The following is a 16,701-nucleotide window of genomic DNA, read 5'->3' on the forward strand; positions in this document are numbered from 1 at the left end:
GGCTTTTACGGCTGCGTGCGTTTGTGCGCAGGCATGAGGTAGAGTGAGCGCGTCGCATAAGACAGCCAGATGCGATGGTTCATGAACCAGTCTGCCCCCAGCAGCATATCCGCCGTATCATGCACGGGTGAGACCGTCAGAACCGGTGTACGTTCTTCTTCCTGCCCGACTCGTAAGGTCTCGAAACGGTGCCAGTGATAAACCTGCCCGTGGCCATCCAGCCCGGCGGCCACACCCCCCGGATCCCCCGCCAGTGCGCCAGCGGCAACACCGGCCCTACGGGCTGCTTCACTGGAAACAATGGTGGAACGGGCTCCACTATCCAGTAGGGCATGCAGAGTATGGCCATCGAGTTCGACTGACGCCATCAGGCGTTTGCGTGCGGTCATATCAAGAGGCACCGCACGATACAGATAACGCCAGCCAACAGGCCCGGAACATGCCGCCGTGGCGGGAGACCAGAACGCCATCCACCCTTCCGCCACACTGAACTCAACATCATAGCGCGAGAGCAGATCCGCCCCTACCAGCCCTTCAATGGCAGGCACCAGCGCCGGAATAGCAGGCAATGCCTCTACCGGCACGGAAACCGGGCCAAACTCCACCGCCCCAAGCCGCAGAGAGTGGATAATGGCATTAGGCACCAGTCGTCCCTCGCCCCCTGTGCCCTGCACAACCGTACGGCGCTCGGGGTCTGGCTTCATGTCAAACAGCGCCATGGCCTCGGGGGAAACCAGACTCCCCTCCGACCCGGTATCGACAATCATCCGCGCGGCATGGCCGTTCAGGCTCACGGGCGCATTGATAAACCCCGCGTCATTCCGCAAGGCGACACGCGCCACCAGATGGCGGCATCCGGGCGGATCAGCAGGCTCGGCCTTGCCCGCCGGGCCAAAACCCGCCACGACAAACACCATGCCCACACACAACACAGCCTGTGACACATACGGTAAAAACCGCCAGCCCCCTCCGGGTCGCATCAGGCCAGTTCTCGGGCAAAACGGTCTGTCGCATTCAGCAGGGCTGTCAGGATACCGGGTTCAAACAGGGCATGCCCCGCGGCATCCACTAAATGGAATGCCGCTTCCGGCCATGCGCGATGCAGATCCCACGCCGTACGCACCGGCGTTGCCATGTCATAACGCCCCTGCACGATCACGGTAGGAATATGCCGGATACGCTCCACATCGCGGATAAGCTGACCTTCTTCCAACCAGCCAGCATGAACGAAATAGTGGTTTTCAATGCGGGAGAAGGCCAGAGCGTATTCAGCCTCATCGTGCTGCTCCTCCAGTTCCGCAGACGGGAGCAGGGTCAGGGTTCGGCCCTCCCACAGGCTCCAGGCCCTGGCGGCTTCCACGCGTGTGGCCCTGTCCTCTGCGGTCAGGCGAAGGCGATAGGCGGCCATCATGTCATGGCGTTCGGCCTCGGGAATGGGGGCCTGAAAATCCTCCCATTTGTCAGGGAACAGCCATGAAGCGCCTTCCTGATAATACCACAGCAATTCGGCTTTACGCAGCGTGAAGATACCGCGCAGCATCAGGGCCAGAACCCTGTCCGGGTGGGTCTGGGCATAAGCCAGCGCGAGGGTTGATCCCCATGAACCGCCAAACACCGCCCACTGCGCTACGCCACACTGTTCGCGCAGGCGTTCGATGTCCGCCACCAGATGCCATGTGGTGTTGGCTTCAAGGCTGGCATGGGGGCGCGAACGCCCACAGCCGCGCTGGTCAAACAGCACAATGCGGTAGCGGGCGGGGTCAAACAGCCTGCGCTGGCCGGGCGAACAGCCACCACCCGGCCCGCCATGCAGAAACACGACCGGAATACCCTTGGGGTTGCCGCATTCCTCCCAGTAAATTTCATGCCCTTCGCCCGTATCAAGATAGCCGTGGGCGTACGGCTCGATAGCAGGCCAGGGAGCGCGGTAGGCTTCGATCATGCCGGTATCCATCCTTCGGGGTTTTTCTGTGCTATTCCCTGTCACGTTCCATTTGTGCACGCGGGTGCGCACGCGTCCAGACATCCAGAAGCCGGGCTTCGTCTGTCAGGGTGTAACGCTGGGTGGTGGACAGGCTGGCATGGCCCAGCAATTCCTGAATGACACGCAGGTCTGCTCCCCCTTCCATCAGATGGGTGGCAAAGGAATGCCGCAACGCATGCGGGGTAGCATGTTCGGGCAGACCGGACAGGGTACGCCACAGCCGCATTGCCTTTTGTGCTATGGTTGGCTGTAGCCGCCCGCCTCGCACGCCCACAAACAGCGGCGCATCCGCCGTGGGGGATGGATGCTGCGCCAGCCATGCCTCAAGCGCCTGCTGCACCTGCGGCAGCACAGGCACCAGCCGCTCCTTACCGCCCTTGCCATAAATCCGCAGTACGCCTGTAGACGCCAGCACGCGCATATCCGCCACATCAAGCGATAGCGCTTCGGAAATGCGCAATCCGCAACCGTATAGCAGCAGGAACAGCGCCTTATCGCGCCCGCGCTCAAAAGGTGTACGGGCCAGCTCCGCAATATCCTCGGGGGCGGCCAGCGCATCGGGGCGGGAAAGCGGGCGGGGGAGTGTTTTTTTAATCCGTGGGCCGCCCAAAAGCTGAATGGCCGTATTCTCCACCCCCTCGCGCCGGGCCAGATAACGAAAGAACGACCGCAGGGCGGAAACCCGGCGCGCCCGTGTGCGCGCGGCCTGATCGGGGGTGGACGGGCGCACCATCGGCCGGTTGTTACGGGCCAGAGCGCGGGCCTGCTCCTGCGCCAGCCATGCCCGGAAATCCCGCAGGGTCAATCGCCCCAGCCCCTCCATATCCGGCAGGCCATTCATATGACCGGCCAGAAACACCAAAAAGCGCGACAGGTCAGACCGGTAAGCCTCAAGCGTGCGCGCAGAGGCCCGTTTTTCAACCGCCATCCATTCCATAAACCGCTGAACTGCTTCTTCCGCTGTCATGCGCGCTCCCCGCCCTCTCCTCTGCCCGGCCCCATAAGGCGGCGGCACGGATACCCTCCGGCTTTTTGGCCCTGTTCTTTACACCGCCACGGGCTTAAAGACTGAAACATGGCTCAGCCCCCATCTTCCCATGAAACGGATGCCCCGGCCAGCATTGCCCGCGTATCCGTGCTGCTGCCCATGCCATTCGCGGGGGCGTTCGACTACACGGCACCCGCGCATATGGCCTTGCAGCCGGGGGATATTGTGACTGTGCCGCTCGGCAAACGGTATGAAACCGGCGTTGTCTGGGACGCCACGCCAGATCTGCCGCCTGATCTCGCTTTTGCGACCGATACAAAACCCGTTCCGACCAGTCGCCTGCGCCCGGTCTCAGCACGGCTGGATCTACCCCCGCTCAATGCCGAGTTACGCCGCTTCGTAAACTGGGTTGCCGCCTATACGCTCTCGCCACCCGGCATGGTACTGGCCATGACCCTGCGCCAGCCCATGCAGGGCGTACCGGCCCCCAGCATGGGCTGGCTGCCCGCCCCCCTACCCGAAACCCTGCGCCTGACACCCGCGCGCCAGAAAGTGCTGTCGGTTCTGGGCGAAGGCCCACCCCGCACCACCACCGATCTGGCCAATGCCGCAGGCGTGGGCGCCGCCGTTATTCGTGGGCTGGCCGATGCCGGAGCGCTCCACCCGGTACGGCTGGACCCCGGCCATGCTTTTGCAACCCCCGACCCGGATCACTGCCCGCCAGTGCTGGAAGGCGCACAGCTTGAAGCCGCACAGGCTCTGCGCGCCAGCGCCCGTGATGGCGGGTTTTCGGTCACTCTGCTGGAAGGGGTTACAGGCTCGGGTAAAACCGAAATCTATCAGGAAGCTGTCGCTGCATGCCTGAAGACAGGACGGCAAGTGCTTGTACTCCTGCCAGAAATTGCCCTCTCGGCCCAATGGATGGAGCGTTTTACACGTCGTTTTGGGGTGCCACCCGCCATATGGCATTCCGAAATCGGACAGAAAGCCCGCAGGCAGACATGGCTCGGCACGGCTGATGGCAGCGTGCAGGTGGTGGTTGGCGCACGCTCGGCCCTGTTCCTGCCTTTCAAGGCGCTGGGGCTGATCATTGTGGACGAAGAACACGAACCCCTGTTCAAGCAGGAGGAAGGCGTTCTTTACAATGCGCGTGACATGGCTGTGCTACGCGGGCGACTTGCCGGGGTTCCGGTTATTCTGGCCTCCGCCACACCCAGCCTGGAAACTCTGGCCAATGTGGAAGCCGGGCGCTACCGCCATCTGGTGCTCCCCACCCGGCATGGGGGAGCCGCCCTGCCCGAAACCCGCCTGCTTGACCTGCGCGACCACCCGCCCCCGCGCGGGCTGTTTCTCTCGCCCGTCCTGCGCGATGAAATAGCCGCAACACTGGAGCGACAGGAGCAGGCCATGCTGTTCCTGAACCGCCGGGGTTATGCGCCCCTGACCCTCTGCCGGGCCTGCGGACACCGCATGGAGTGCCCGCACTGCACCTCGTGGCTGGTAGAACACCGCGCGCGCAAGGTGCTATCGTGCCATTACTGCGATACCACCCAGCCCCTGCCCCCCACCTGCCCGGCCTGCAATGCGGAAAACAGCCTGACCGCCATCGGCCCCGGTATTGAGCGCATTACGGAAGAAGCGCGCGAGCTTTTCCCGCAAGCCCGTATTCTGGTGATGTCGAGCGATACGCTCGGCGGCCCAAAGGCAACAGCGGCGGCCATCGAAAAAATCTCACGCCGCGAGGCTGATCTGATTATCGGCACACAGGTTGTGGCCAAAGGCTGGCACTTTCCTTACCTGACGCTTGTGGGCGTTGTAGATGCTGATCTGGGGCTGGGGGGAGCAGACCTGCGCGCGGGCGAACGCACGATCCAGCTTCTGCATCAGGTTGCCGGCCGCGCTGGCCGTGCCGAAGCCCCCGGCAAGGTGCTGCTGCAAAGCTACATGCCCGAACACCCGGTCATGCAGGCGCTGCTTTCTGGGGATTTCGACAGCTTCATGGCGCAGGAGGCAGCCCAGCGCAAGCCGGGTTTCTGGCCCCCTTACGGACGACTGGCCGCCCTTGTCATCAGCGCGACCGAGGCGCAGGCGGCAGATCATGCGGCCGCACTGCTGGGCCGCACCGCCCCATATGGCGAGGGTATACAGGTGCTTGGGCCAGCTCCCGCGCCGCTCGCCCTGCTACGCGGGCGCCATAGACGGCGGCTGCTCCTGCGCACCCGCCGGTCTATCGCGGTGCAACCCATATTGCGCCGCTGGCTGGCTGCGGTCGATCTGGGCCGGGCCGTACGGGTCGATGTGGACATAGACCCGGTTTCATTCCTCTAGGCGGAACAATGCCAGCCTGTTCCGCCGGGCCGCTTAAGCGGCCCTGTGCGCCAGTCTTACTTGCTTTTGTCGTCATTCACCGGCTTGGCGGTGCTGGTCAGCACGGTGGAAATGGTTTCACGCAGAACCGTCACGCGCACATTGGGGGCGATTTCCACCTCGACTTCGGATGAATCCTCGCGGCTGCGCTGCACAATGCCCACAACACCACCCGCGGTCACGATCCGGTCGCCACGACGCAGGGCCTTGAGTTCAGCCTTGAGCTGCTTCTGGCGCTGCTGCTGAGGGCGGATCATGAGGAAATACATGATGGCGAAAACCGCAACAAACGGCAGGAAGGACATCAGCGTGGCGCCGGCGCCACCGCCCCCGGCGGCAGTCTGGGCATGAGCTGCGGGAATAAGGAAATCGAACATGGGGTGCTGACTTTCAGATAAGGCTGGTTGCACAAACGGAAGAAGTGACCATAGTTTTCAATCCTTTTCCGTCAAGCTCCTGCATGGAAGTTCACGGCATGCGCCGCGCACTTTCCGGGCGGGAGAAAAAAGAGGCCCTTATGGACGCAGAGCAGACCCCGTTTCTCGAACGGATCGCCACGGCGCTGGAACGACTGTCCCCCCCGCCCGCCACGCTGGAAGGCGTGGATACGGCGGATGCCTTTGTCTGGCTCCCTGAGCGCGGCAGGCTGCGCCCCGTACCCCACGTGGCGCATGTACCCGTTGACCTGCTGCGCGGGGTTGATCAGCAACGCCGCACGCTGGTTGAAAACACGCAGTATTTCGCCAGCGGCCTGCCCGCCAACAACGCCATGCTGTGGGGTGCGCGGGGTATGGGCAAGTCCTCTCTGGTCAAAGGTGCCCATGCTCTGGCCAACCAGAAAGACGGCCAGCCCTGCACTCCCGGCAAAGGCCGGGTGGCGCTGATAGAAATCCAGCGCGAAGACCTGACCAGCCTGCCCCTGCTGCTGAGCCTTTTGCGCGAGAACCCGCGCCGGTTCATCCTGTTCTGTGATGATCTGTCTTTTGAAAAGGAAGACAGGGATTACAAGGCTCTCAAATCCGTTCTGGATGGCGGCATAGCCGGACGGCCTGAAAACGTCCTGTTTTACGCCACATCCAACCGCCGCCATCTGATGCCGCGCGATATGATCGAAAACGAGCGCGCCACAGCCATCAGCCCGTCCGAAGCGACGGAAGAAAAAGTTTCTCTCTCCGACCGCTTTGGCCTGTGGCTGGGTTTTTACTCCTGCGAGCAGGATACCTATGCCGATATGGTGCGCGCCTATGCCGCCCAGCGCGGCCTGACCATTGCCGAGGCCGAACTGATGGCCCGCGCCAATGAATGGGCCATTACACGCGGCAGCCGCTCGGGCCGTGTGGCGTTCCAGTTCATAGAAGACCTGAGCGCACGCCTGAGCGCCGATACACCACACCGCTAAAAACACGCTGGCGGGTTGCAAAAAACCGGGCACACCCCGGCAAATGCGAAAGAATATGTCTTTCAGCATTGTCGCGTCTTGCGTCCCGCCAGCCAATGCGTTGAGATAGCACTGAACGCAGGGGTGACCTGCGTACCGTCATCCGATACGAGGCACCATGACCCAGACTGATCCCGCCGTTCCTGTTTTCTCCACCTCCGCCCCTACGGCTGAGGCAGGCAGGGTCGACCTTCGGACTGTCCGCTCCAACCCGGACTATTGGTACCCTGTCGCCTGGTCACGCGAAGTCAAACCCGGCAAAACCATCGGCACCCGCTATGCCGGCCTGCCGATTGCCCTTGTCCGCCCGAAGGAAGGGCCGGTTTTCGCACTGGAAGACCGCTGCGCCCACCGGCAGGTTCCGCTCAGCAAGGGCGAGGTCAAGGGAGATTCGGTCAAATGCTGCTATCACGGCTGGGCCTATGGCCGCTCGGGTCGCTGCATTGATGTGCCTTATCTCGGCAAGGGCAAGCTCCCCAACGGGGTGCGTACCTTCCCCTGCCGCGAACAGGACGGGATGATATTCGTCTTCCCCGGCGACCCGGAAAAAGCTGAAACCACTCCCCTGCCGCCCGCTCTGGCGCAGGCCGCAAACCCCGCTTACAAAACCCGCTTTTTCGGGCGCGAAGTGGGCTGTCACTACAGTTTCATGCACGAAAACCTGATGGATATGAACCATCAGTTCATGCACTCCAAACAGATGGGCCAGATGAAGCCCCGCTTCCTTGGCCAGCTCAAGGAAGCCGGTCTGGTTGAAGCCCGCTACAGCTTTGCCCGCACGGGAGGCAGCCAGCCCCTGGGCGAAGCGCTGATTTTCGGCGAGCGGCGCAACGCGGAGGCGAAGTTCCAGCACCGCGATGTCATGACCATCCGCACCGAATACCCCTACCAGACCCTGCGTATCCAGACCGGGGATGAAGACCCCGTGATGGATCTGTGGATCGTCTATGTCCCCCAGAGCGCGGATGAGCTTACCAACCGCACCTTTGGCCTGCTATCGGTCAAACGGCCGAAAATTCCCGGCCTGCTCGATATGGCATGGCCGTTTCTGGTCGCGTTTACCGAGCGTATCTTTGCTGAAGATCGCGAGATCGTGGAACTGGAACAAAAAGCATGGCGCGAACTGGGGGGAGACCACAATGTGGAAGTCTTCCCTGTTATCAACGCTCTACGCGACCTGCTGAAAGAATGTGGTGTTCCGCCTGCCTCTGGGTCTCATGCCTGATACGTTACCCCTTGAGCTTGAGGCGCCTCCCTGCCGCCTGCGCCTGCTGACACCTGATGACGCCCCGGCCCTGCACCATCTGGTCAATGACTGGGAGGTTGTGCGCATGCTCAGCAGTCCGCCTTTTCCCTACCCACGGGAACTGGCGGATGAGTGGATAACCGCCACACAGGCCCTATGCCGGAAAAACGAAGGCTTTTACTTTGCCATACTGGGGCCTGATGGCAGGCTAGCAGGGTGTATCGGCCTGCGGATTGTCCCCCTGCCCCAGACGGGCCGCTCCCCCCATGCCCCTCCGCAACGCGAGGGCCAGCTCGGTTACTGGCTGGGCCGCGCTCACTGGGGGCAGGGCTTTGCCTCGCTGGCAGCCAGCCGTATTGCCCGCTGGGCGCTGGCACACCTGAACATCGACCGCCTGAGTGCGAGCGCTGCGCAGGATAATATTGCCTCCATCCGCGTGCTGGAGCGTGCAGGCTTTCGCCATACAGGCACTGATCGGCAGAAGTTCGTCGCCCGTGGCACCGACCTGCCTGTGGAGCTGTTCGAGGCCACCCGCGCTGACATCAGCCAACCTGCCAAAACCCCGAACACCGACACGCCAGCCCCCCTGGCGGCCAGCACGGCGCCACCACCCGCCCCACCATCGGATACCCCCGCCCACCATCACGAAGCACTGGCCGGAGCTGCTCCCACAGGCACCTCGCCCGCCATACCAACACGTAACAACAGGCCAGAAGTCCGGCGGTTAGTGCTGGTAAGCGCCGCAGCCCTCATCAACCCAAGCGGGCAGATCCTTCTTGCCCGCAGGCCGGAAGGCAAAAGCATGGCGGGGTTGTGGGAGTTCCCCGGCGGCAAGGTGGAAGCAGGCGAAACACCCGAAGCGGCTCTTGTCCGCGAACTGCATGAAGAGCTGGGGCTGGATATGAGCCGCGCCTGCATGGCGCCCTTTACCTTTGCCTCGCACGCCTATGCCGGTTTTGACCTGCTTATGCCGCTGTATCTATGCAGACGCTGGCAGGGTACCCCTACCCCGCGCGAAGGGCAGAAACTGGCATGGGTCGCGCCAGAAAACCTGCGTGGTTACGCCATGCCCGAAGCCGATCTGCCGTTTATCCCACTCTTACAGGCACTACTCTGAAGGGCTGATCCCCCCTCTCTCGCCCCTGCCCTGCCGTCCTGTGGCTTGACGGCACCCGCCTTGCACGCCTAACCAGAAAATACGCCCGCTCTCTTGGGGGTGTCCTCGTGATTTGTCCGGCCGGATTGCGGCGAGGTTAAAGAAGTGCGCTAAAGAGGCCCTGACGACGCCCGCCCGACGTCAAGGTTTCCACGGTCAGTTCAACAGACCGATACCGCAGGATTACCCGCGCGGGTTCGTCTGACACGAGAAAACCGGATACCAGAATGACCAACTCCGATACATCAAGCCAGGCCACATGGCGCCCCGCCACCCGTCAGCTCCACGCTGGTCTTGAGCGCACGGCTTACGGCGAAACCAGTGAAGCCCTGTTCCTGACCTCGGGCTTTGTCTATGACAATGCCGAACAGGCCGCCAAAACCTTCACCGGTGAAGTAACCCACTACCAGTACAGCCGCTTTGGCAACCCGACCGTAGCCGCACTGGAACGGCGGCTTGCCGATCTGGAAGGGGCTGAAGCCTGTGTTGCCACCGCCACCGGCATGGGGGCGGTTTCTTCCGCCCTGCTGTCGCATGTGAAGGCGGGTGATCGCGTGGTTGCCTCCAGCGCGCTGTTTGGTTCCTGTCACTGGATCGTGGCCAACCTGCTGCCCCGCTACGGCGTGACAACGGTTTTTGTTGATGGCACGAATCTGGATGAGTGGGCCGAAGCCCTGTCCGAGCCGACAGCCGCCGTGCTGCTGGAAAGCCCCTCCAACCCGATGCTGGAAATTCTGGACATTGCCGCCATTTCCACTCTGGCGCACAAGGCTGGCGCTATCGTGGTGGTGGATAATGTCTTTGCCTCCCCCGTGTACCAGAAGCCGCTGGCACTGGGGGCGGATGTGGTCGTGTATTCCTGCACCAAGCATATTGATGGACAAGGCCGTGTGCTCGGCGGTGCCGTTCTGGGTCGTGCGCAGTGGATTACCGAAACCCTTCAGCCTTTCACCCGCAATACCGGCAATGCCCTTTCGCCTTTCAATGCGTGGGTGATGCTCAAGGGGCTTGAAACCCTCTCCCTGCGGGTGGATGCCATGACCCGCAATGCCGCACAGGTAGCAGACTATCTGGCCTCCGCCCCCGGCATTGTAACCGTGCGTTACCCCGGCCGTGCTGACCACCCGCAATACGCTCTGGCCCAGCGCCAGATGAGCGGTGGCGGCACGCTGGTTGCGTTTGAAGTCGCAGGCGGACGTGAAGGCGCATTCGCCTTCATGAACGCGCTGAAGCTGATCGCCATTTCCAACAATCTTGGAGATTCGCGCTCACTGGTGACACATCCGGTCACCACGACCCATTCCAAGATCGACCCCGAGGCCCGCGCGGCACTTGGTATCAACGAAGGGACGATCCGTTTCTCCGTCGGTCTGGAAGACGCGCAGGACCTGATCGACGATCTGGCACGCGGCTTTGCCGCCCTGTCCGCTCTTTAAGCAACGCAGCCCGGCAGCTTATTCTGCCGGGCTCCCCACAAAAGACAACGGGCCTGCTCCCCACGGTATAACCGTAAAGAAGCAGGCCCGCCCCATAACCCGGCTTACCGGGGTGGCTGAGGAAACCCTCAGCCCTGTTTCTGAACTTTCCAGCCCGTTTCACGCAGGGCAAAAGATAGCCCGATCGCAATCACAATGCCGACCAGCAGCGGCATGAACGCACGGTGGAACAGCGCCATGCTGTCAGTATCGCCACCGACCATCAGGGCTGAAACCAGCGGTGACATGACACCCGTGGTGCCGAACACCAGAAAGTTCATGACCCCTGCCGCCGTGCCCTTCACTTCCGGCGGGTTCACTTCCTTCATGGATGAGAACGGAATCATCGCCGCTCCAGAAGCAATACCCATCACCAAGGCCACAGAATAACGGGGCATGACACCGGCAGGAATGTACAGGGCACACAGCGAAGCCGCGAGCAGCACCAGTGCGCCACCGATCAGCACCGGCTTACGCAGACCGATCCTGTCAGAAATCCAGCCCAGCAGCGGGCAGCCGATAACCCAGCCAATCGGCACCATGGACACATCAGACGCCGCAAAAGCCATGCTGGTGTGTTCGCCCTTGCTCAGCATGGACGCCCCCCAGCCCAACGCGCCGATTGTAGTAGGCACAAACAGCAGCCCCCCCACAATACCCGCGATCCAGCTCTGCGGATTGCCGAAAATAATGCGGAACGGCTTAAGCAGGTTTCCAACGGAAAAATGCCCGTGATGCGCACTGCTATCGCCAGAGTCCCGCGGCATGACAAACCATGTCGCCACGGCCAGACACACGCCGATCACGCCAAAACCCAGCCAGACCGTCTGCCAAGGAATATGGAAAGACCCGTTGGGGTCAATCAGAATACGCGTGGGTTTGGAACCGAACGCCGCCCCCGCCATACCCAGACACTGGGTAAGCCCCACAAAAAGAGCAAGTGTGCGCGCAGGAAGATACCGCGCCGCCACATAGGAAGAACCAACAAAAGCGCAGATGGCACCAAGAGCCTGAATGACATAGCCCCCGATCCCCGCCGCGACACTCCCCTGAGCGAAAATAAGGCAACCCACGCTGGTAATGGCAATGCCAACCGGCATGGTGGCGTGCGCGCCATAACGGTCAAGCAGCACACCCACGGCCAGAGCCGCCAGCGCATAGACAATATAGTAAGAAGCAATCATCAGCCCGAGATGGCTGTTACCCCATGCCTGTGTCAGCTCGTCCTGCATGATGCCGGGTGCTGAACGGATGGCGTACTGATAAAAATAGAACAGCGCGCATAAAAACCAGGCCAGCACATAAAGCGGCAGTATCTTCTGCGGCTGCCCCGCAGGTGCGCTACCCGGCAAAGGCGCTGTATTGGACGTCTGAGAAGCCGACATGAAAAATTCCGATATTGCAAAACGCCATACGCCTGCCTTCCATCAGGAAAGCAGGCGCACGGAGAGTTAAGTTATTTCGCAGGCGGACGGGCGTTTGCCGTAGCCACATGCCGGCCCCAGGAAATCAGCTCCGGGGTGCAGTCATCGCGCGGGATCACGCATTCGATCAGGGTCGGGCCTTCCTTGTTGCCCAGCGCAACCTTGACGGCATCGGCCAGTTCGCCCGCCGTGGTGGCGCGCAGGCCAATGCCCTTGCCGTCTTCCGCGTTGAACGCGTTCACAACGGCGGCGTAGTCCCAGTTTTTGATGTTGTTGTACGGGCCATCATGAATTTCAACTTCGATGGTGTAACCAGCGTTGTTGATCAGGAAGATAATGACCGGCAGCTTGCGGCGCGTCATCTGCGCCACTTCCTGCGCCGTAAGCTGGAAGGAACCATCACCCACCATCAGAATGGTGCGGCGTTCCGGTGCGCCCACGGCATAGCCAAACGCAGCAGGAACAGACCAGCCAATATGGCCCCACTGCATTTCAAATTCGACGCGCGCACCGTTGGGCAGCTTGGTGCGAACCACGTTAAACCAGGAATCACCCGTCTCACCAATAACGGTGGTTTCAGGCGTAACCAGCCCCTGCAGCGTCTGCTGGATGTCAGCACGGGTCAGCTTGTCATCGCCGCTGCCGGTGGTTTCAGACACCGTTGCGGTGTGCACGCGCTTGTACTGAACCAGTGTTGCGTCTTTTTTCGGCTTGTCCTTGAAATACGCCGCCAGAGCTTCCAGCAGTTCCTTCAGGTGGATGTTATCGAACGAAAAGCCGTTCAGCTTGGTAACGTTCTTGTCCAGAACGGCAACATTCGGCCCCTTAGGCCATGCGGTCCAGCCTTCGGTCGAATAGTCGTTAAAGATGGGCGCCAGCGCCAGAATGCTGTCAGTCCAGTTGAAGATGTCATTAACACCCGGCGTGCTTGCGCTGCCCCAGTAGGTGCCGACATAGGCCGGGTGCTCTTCAGGGAAGAAGCTCTTAGCCGCAGCCATCGTACCCACAACGCAGCCAAGAGCGTCAGCCAGCTTCACAGCGGCTTCTTCCGCCCCGGCGGCGCGCAGGCGGCTACCGATCAGAATGGCAGGCTTTTCGTGCTTTTCAATAAAGCTGGCAACAGCCGCCACGGCTGCGTCAAGCGTTTCCTTATCCGAAGGGCGCACGTCCAGCACAGCACTGATGGGGCCGGGAGCCGCACAGGGCTGGGCCGACACGTTGCAGGCGATTTCGATATAAGCCGGCTTCTTTTCACGCAGGGCCGTGCGGATAACATGGTCGATCTTTTCCGGCGCATCTTCAGCGCTGGTGATGGAAACCGCCGCACAGGTCAGCTTTTTTGCGATTTCGAGCTGATAGCCATAATCAGGAATACCAATGGTGTGGTGCAGGATATGCCCGCTGCCATGATCATTGGAGTTGGGAGCGCCAGAAATCAGGATAACCGGCAGGTTTTCGGCATAGGCACCGCCAATGGCGTTCAGGGCCGAAAAAGCACCCACGTTAAACGTTACAACAGCGGCAGCCGCACCGTTGGCGCGGGCGTAACCTTCAGCGGAAAAACCGCAGTTCAGCTCATTGGAGCAGTAAACCTGCTCACAATCCTTGTTGAGAAGCAGCTGGTCGAGCAGCACCAGATTGTAATCGCCAGCAACGGCAAAATGGTGTTTCAGGCCGATCTGGGAAAGACGTTCAGCGAGGTAGGTACCTACAGTATAAGACATGTTTTCTTTCTCCCTTGGTGGGTTGTCCTGAGACCCCACTTTACTGGAACGGAAAATATCGGAAGGTCACATAAACCGTGTTGCCCGATGCGGTCGGGGTAACACTGCTGCCGTGACTATCGATGCCAGAATAGGCAAACTTCCGGATATATGTGTATTGCAGGCCGGCCATTACACTCCCGTAGCGGCCCTGCATGAAGTGCCACCAGCCACCAGCCGTAAAGGAGGCCAGCGTATGGGTCTGGGCGGCACAGCTTGCTTCCTTGACACCGGGCGGCGTTTCGCAGCCGCTCAGGTTCAGGTCGCTTACGCCGTAGCCATACTGATGACCATCAGCCCCCATGTAATATTTGCGCCCGGCTGATTCCACACCCCCATAGGTATAGACCAGCACGGAACTCGCCGGATGCCCGATCAGGCCAAGCGACCCCATGATTTCTGGCACAGGCACATACTGGCCCTGACCGTTAAACGTGGTGTCGGGCAACTGGGTGGGGCCATAGCGGCCAATGCCGTCACCGGCCAGCACGTTGCCGGTCAACTGCAATTTGTTGGTGCCCAAAGGCATGGTCATGCCCGCCCCGACACCACCACCAAACGAAGTCTGTTTCTTGGCGGTTGTCGCCCCCGGCGCCACCGCTACGGAGCGGAACCACCGGGCAAGGCCAAAGAGTTCGTAATGCCCGAACGAGGTATCGACAGCCCCTTTAAGGATAATGTCGGGCACGGGGTTGTTGCTATACTGGGCGGTGGAGTTCAGCAGTGCGCCACCGTTGTTGGAATAGTAAACCGTTGCCCCTGTGGTATCGCCATAGGCTGGGGGGAGCGTGCCGCCCGAAGCAACCGATCCCGAAAACGCGCTGATCGCCTGTGGGTCTTCAATTGACAGGCCCAGCCAGTATTTCTGGTGCCAGTCCTTACCAATCCGAATCTGGGGCACACGGGTAAAGACAATCCCCGGAATCTGGTTGTTATCCGTAACTGCGGGCAACTGCTCCTGTCGGGGCAGAATGCCCTTGGCGTAATTGGTCGCCAGACTCCACGCCTGCCCCATGAGCAGATGGAAGCCCCAGTCTTTTTCCGTCACAGTAAAATAGCCCTGACGCAGACGGGGCACATACCCGTTGATCTGCGCACTGTTGCTACTGACCCCTGCTCCGGCAAAGTCGCTTTCAATATAGGCTTGCAACCGCACCGATTTGGACGGATTGGCTTCCATCAACACTGACATGCGGCTGAGCTGCGAGGAAAGGCGTTCCTCGCTCAGCCCATGATTATGGCTATTGGCATAAGGAAAATTACCCCATGCTGTAGCAGGCCCGCTGGTCATGTTGGAATCACGCCAGATATTGGACAGTTCCACAAAACCACCCAGACGCACTGAAATACCGCCTATGCTGAAAATAGGCGGCAACGTATCCACTGCGGTTTGCGTAATAGCCTGAGGGCTGGCGGTCGAAAGATCGATAGTGGATTTGGTTGTTTGCGTCTCTTTAGCCTCTGGCATCCATTCGAAACGTGCACTTTCCCGTTCACCATCGCGCACTTTCAGTGGCATCACGTCTTTGGCGCGCTCAGGCTGCATGTCGGATGAAAAACGGATAGCTGGCTCAAACGCCCCATCAGAAATAGCCTGACGTGAAGACGGCGCGGCATTTGCCGTATGCACAGCCGGTTTGCCCACAGCCGGGCGTGTGGCACCAACATGCTGCCTACGGGCCTGCCGCTGCTCAATAACTTCGACCTGAGCTGCCAGTTTACGCATCTGCGCTTTGATCAGAGCAATTTCCTGCGCATCATCCGCGTATGACGCAACAGGCATATCCACTACACAGAAAACTGCCGCCCCGATCAGCAGGTGAGTTTTCAGCCCCCGTCTGCCAGCCTTATTTTTTAAAACGGCAAATATCACGCCTGCCCCTTGGGGTATGCACACTCTGCAGTGAAGCGTCTTTTATAAAGGCCTGACCAATACGAAAAAAATCAGACCCTGCTTTTTATTTCCACAAACAATGCGCGGTTATCATTTGAATGAGCCTGAATAACGCGCGCCCTGAAAATGGTCAAGAAAAACCACAATTCTCCGTGACCACACGCACAGGATGCAAATATAATTTTATTGCGCAAAATACGACCAATAAAAAACAAACAATAACTTTTAGCGATTATATTTTTTGTATTATTATACTTTCTCTGACACAGCCCTCATCCTGACAACCATACAAACTTAAGAAAAATTTTATAATTCAGCACGCCGCCGTTTTCACATGCCCAACCGATCGGACGTGCGGCGCTTGGCAGACGCCCCCCGTTCATGATAGTGCTGCCCGCCTTGATCTTGAACCAGACAGCGCGTGCACCCGCTCACAGGGGCGGAGCAAACTGCTGGCACGGCTTTCCCTCATATGTTCAGGAGCACACTCGCCCATGGCCGACCGGGCTGCCTTCCCTCTGGCGCATGAACTGGAAGAACCCTACGCGGATCTGTTCGCGGCCCTTCCTGTTTATGAAATGGTTACTGGCGCCATTCGGGTGCAGGTGCAGGTTTTCTGGCTGGCTGAACAGTCCGAACCGGACGAAGGCAGCTATTGCTGGGCCTATCGTATCCGTATCGGCAATGACAGCGCCAACCCCGTGCAGCTTCTGGAACGGACATGGCTGATTACCGACACCCAAGGCCGTGAAGAACACGTGCAGGGCGCTGGCGTAGTGGGCGAGCAGCCGATTATCCAGCCCTGCACCAAGTTTGAATACACGTCGGGCGCGGCACTGGGCACACCGGGCGGTTTCATGCGTGGCACCTATCTGATGCGTGACACCACAACCGGCACCTGCTTTGACGTAACCATTCCCGCTTTCAGCCTGGACAGCCCGTTCCAGCAGACACTGCTTCATTAAT

13 protein-coding genes and 1 riboswitch are annotated in these 16,701 nt (G+C 60.3%); of the genes, 6 read left to right on the forward strand and 7 right to left on the reverse strand.

Annotation, left to right across the window (positions count from 1 at the left end; all coding sequences use genetic code 11):
• Positions 1-5: 5 nt before the first annotated feature.
• From J2D75_RS04480 to J2D75_RS04490, 3 genes are read right to left on the reverse strand one after another with little or no spacing between them, the layout of a single operon-like run.
• On the reverse strand, positions 6-944 hold the full coding sequence (locus J2D75_RS04480) for a retroviral-like aspartic protease family protein (protein ID WP_265782864.1): 939 nt from the start codon (positions 942-944) through the stop codon (positions 6-8).
• A 35-nt stretch (positions 945-979) separates the two neighbouring features.
• Positions 980-1,942, reverse strand: coding sequence for a prolyl aminopeptidase (pip, locus tag J2D75_RS04485; protein ID WP_207853242.1), 963 nt, complete (start codon positions 1,940-1,942; stop codon positions 980-982).
• Positions 1,943-1,973: 31 nt separating this feature from the next.
• Positions 1,974-2,951, reverse strand: coding sequence for a tyrosine recombinase XerC (locus J2D75_RS04490; protein WP_207853244.1), 978 nt, complete (start codon positions 2,949-2,951; stop codon positions 1,974-1,976).
• Positions 2,952-3,059: 108 nt separating this feature from the next.
• Here J2D75_RS04490 and J2D75_RS04495 point away from each other — a divergent pair, with 108 nt between their 5' ends.
• Positions 3,060-5,300, forward strand: coding sequence for a primosomal protein N' (locus J2D75_RS04495; protein WP_207853246.1), 2,241 nt, complete (start codon positions 3,060-3,062; stop codon positions 5,298-5,300).
• Positions 5,301-5,356: 56 nt separating this feature from the next.
• Here the strand turns inward: J2D75_RS04495 and yajC are convergent, their stop codons facing one another.
• Entirely contained in the window at positions 5,357-5,716 is a 360-nt protein-coding gene (yajC, locus tag J2D75_RS04500; protein WP_207853248.1) for a preprotein translocase subunit YajC, read from the reverse strand.
• Positions 5,717-5,856: 140 nt separating this feature from the next.
• On the opposite strand from yajC, the gene J2D75_RS04505 reads away from it, so the two are divergent.
• The 4 genes from J2D75_RS04505 (at position 5,857) to metZ (ending at position 10,615) form a co-directional block, all read left to right on the forward strand.
• Positions 5,857-6,738 (forward strand): ATP-binding protein, encoded by an 882-nt coding sequence (locus J2D75_RS04505; protein WP_207853377.1) that lies wholly within the window; start codon positions 5,857-5,859, stop codon positions 6,736-6,738.
• A gap of 157 nt (positions 6,739-6,895) precedes the next feature.
• On the forward strand, positions 6,896-8,002 hold the full coding sequence (locus J2D75_RS04510) for an aromatic ring-hydroxylating oxygenase subunit alpha (protein WP_207853250.1): 1,107 nt from the start codon (positions 6,896-6,898) through the stop codon (positions 8,000-8,002).
• Positions 7,995-9,140 carry a bifunctional GNAT family N-acetyltransferase/(deoxy)nucleoside triphosphate pyrophosphohydrolase gene (locus tag J2D75_RS14530; protein WP_207853252.1) on the forward strand — a complete coding sequence of 382 codons (1,146 nt, stop codon included), beginning with the start codon at positions 7,995-7,997 and terminating at the stop codon, positions 9,138-9,140. The genes J2D75_RS04510 and J2D75_RS14530 overlap by 8 nt, the downstream gene beginning before the upstream one ends.
• Positions 9,141-9,234: 94 nt before the next feature.
• Positions 9,235-9,314: riboswitch (SAM riboswitch) on the forward strand.
• 92 nt (positions 9,315-9,406) lie between these two features.
• A complete protein-coding gene (gene metZ / locus J2D75_RS04520) occupies positions 9,407-10,615 on the forward strand; it encodes an O-succinylhomoserine sulfhydrylase (protein ID WP_207853255.1) in 1,209 nt (402 codons plus the stop codon).
• Between the two features lie 128 nt (positions 10,616-10,743).
• Here the strand turns inward: metZ and J2D75_RS04525 are convergent, their stop codons facing one another.
• From J2D75_RS04525 to J2D75_RS04535, 3 genes are all read right to left on the reverse strand, one after another.
• A complete protein-coding gene (locus J2D75_RS04525) occupies positions 10,744-12,039 on the reverse strand; it encodes an MFS transporter (protein ID WP_243428487.1) in 1,296 nt (431 codons plus the stop codon).
• A 71-nt stretch (positions 12,040-12,110) separates the two neighbouring features.
• The gene (locus J2D75_RS04530) at positions 12,111-13,802 is read right to left on the reverse strand and encodes an alpha-keto acid decarboxylase family protein (protein WP_207853257.1); all 1,692 of its coding nucleotides are present in this window, start codon (positions 13,800-13,802) and stop codon (positions 12,111-12,113) included.
• A 40-nt stretch (positions 13,803-13,842) separates the two neighbouring features.
• On the reverse strand, positions 13,843-15,624 hold the full coding sequence (locus J2D75_RS04535; RefSeq protein WP_207853259.1) for a hypothetical protein: 1,782 nt from the start codon (positions 15,622-15,624) through the stop codon (positions 13,843-13,845).
• A 605-nt stretch (positions 15,625-16,229) separates the two neighbouring features.
• Here J2D75_RS04535 and apaG point away from each other — a divergent pair.
• Positions 16,230-16,700: a Co2+/Mg2+ efflux protein ApaG gene (gene apaG, locus J2D75_RS04540; protein WP_207853261.1), complete on the forward strand. Its 471-nt coding sequence runs from the start codon at positions 16,230-16,232 to the stop codon at positions 16,698-16,700.
• Position 16,701 lies beyond the last annotated feature (1 nt).

This window comes from Acetobacter suratthaniensis, from assembly GCF_017377745.1.
Classification (GTDB): Bacteria; Pseudomonadota; Alphaproteobacteria; order Acetobacterales; family Acetobacteraceae; genus Acetobacter; species Acetobacter suratthaniensis.

Excerpts from the sequence above, each read along its gene's own strand:
- pip (WP_207853242.1), bottom strand. The coding sequence starts at position 1,942 with ATGATCGAAGCCTACCGCGCTCCCTGGCCTGCTATCGAGCCGTACGCC.
- J2D75_RS04490 (WP_207853244.1), bottom strand. The coding sequence starts at position 2,951 with ATGACAGCGGAAGAAGCAGTTCAGCGGTTTATGGAATGGATGGCGGTT.
- J2D75_RS04495 (WP_207853246.1), top strand. The coding sequence starts at position 3,060 with ATGGCTCAGCCCCCATCTTCCCATGAAACGGATGCCCCGGCCAGCATT.
- yajC (WP_207853248.1), bottom strand. The coding sequence starts at position 5,716 with ATGTTCGATTTCCTTATTCCCGCAGCTCATGCCCAGACTGCCGCCGGG.
- J2D75_RS04505 (WP_207853377.1), top strand. The coding sequence starts at position 5,857 with ATGGACGCAGAGCAGACCCCGTTTCTCGAACGGATCGCCACGGCGCTG.
- J2D75_RS04510 (WP_207853250.1), top strand. The coding sequence starts at position 6,896 with ATGACCCAGACTGATCCCGCCGTTCCTGTTTTCTCCACCTCCGCCCCT.
- J2D75_RS14530 (WP_207853252.1), top strand. The coding sequence starts at position 7,995 with ATGCCTGATACGTTACCCCTTGAGCTTGAGGCGCCTCCCTGCCGCCTG.
- metZ (WP_207853255.1), top strand. The coding sequence starts at position 9,407 with ATGACCAACTCCGATACATCAAGCCAGGCCACATGGCGCCCCGCCACC.
- J2D75_RS04525 (WP_243428487.1), bottom strand. The coding sequence starts at position 12,039 with ATGTCGGCTTCTCAGACGTCCAATACAGCGCCTTTGCCGGGTAGCGCA.
- J2D75_RS04530 (WP_207853257.1), bottom strand. The coding sequence starts at position 13,802 with ATGTCTTATACTGTAGGTACCTACCTCGCTGAACGTCTTTCCCAGATC.
- J2D75_RS04535 (WP_207853259.1), bottom strand. The coding sequence starts at position 15,624 with ATGCCTGTTGCGTCATACGCGGATGATGCGCAGGAAATTGCTCTGATC.
- apaG (WP_207853261.1), top strand. The coding sequence starts at position 16,230 with ATGGCCGACCGGGCTGCCTTCCCTCTGGCGCATGAACTGGAAGAACCC.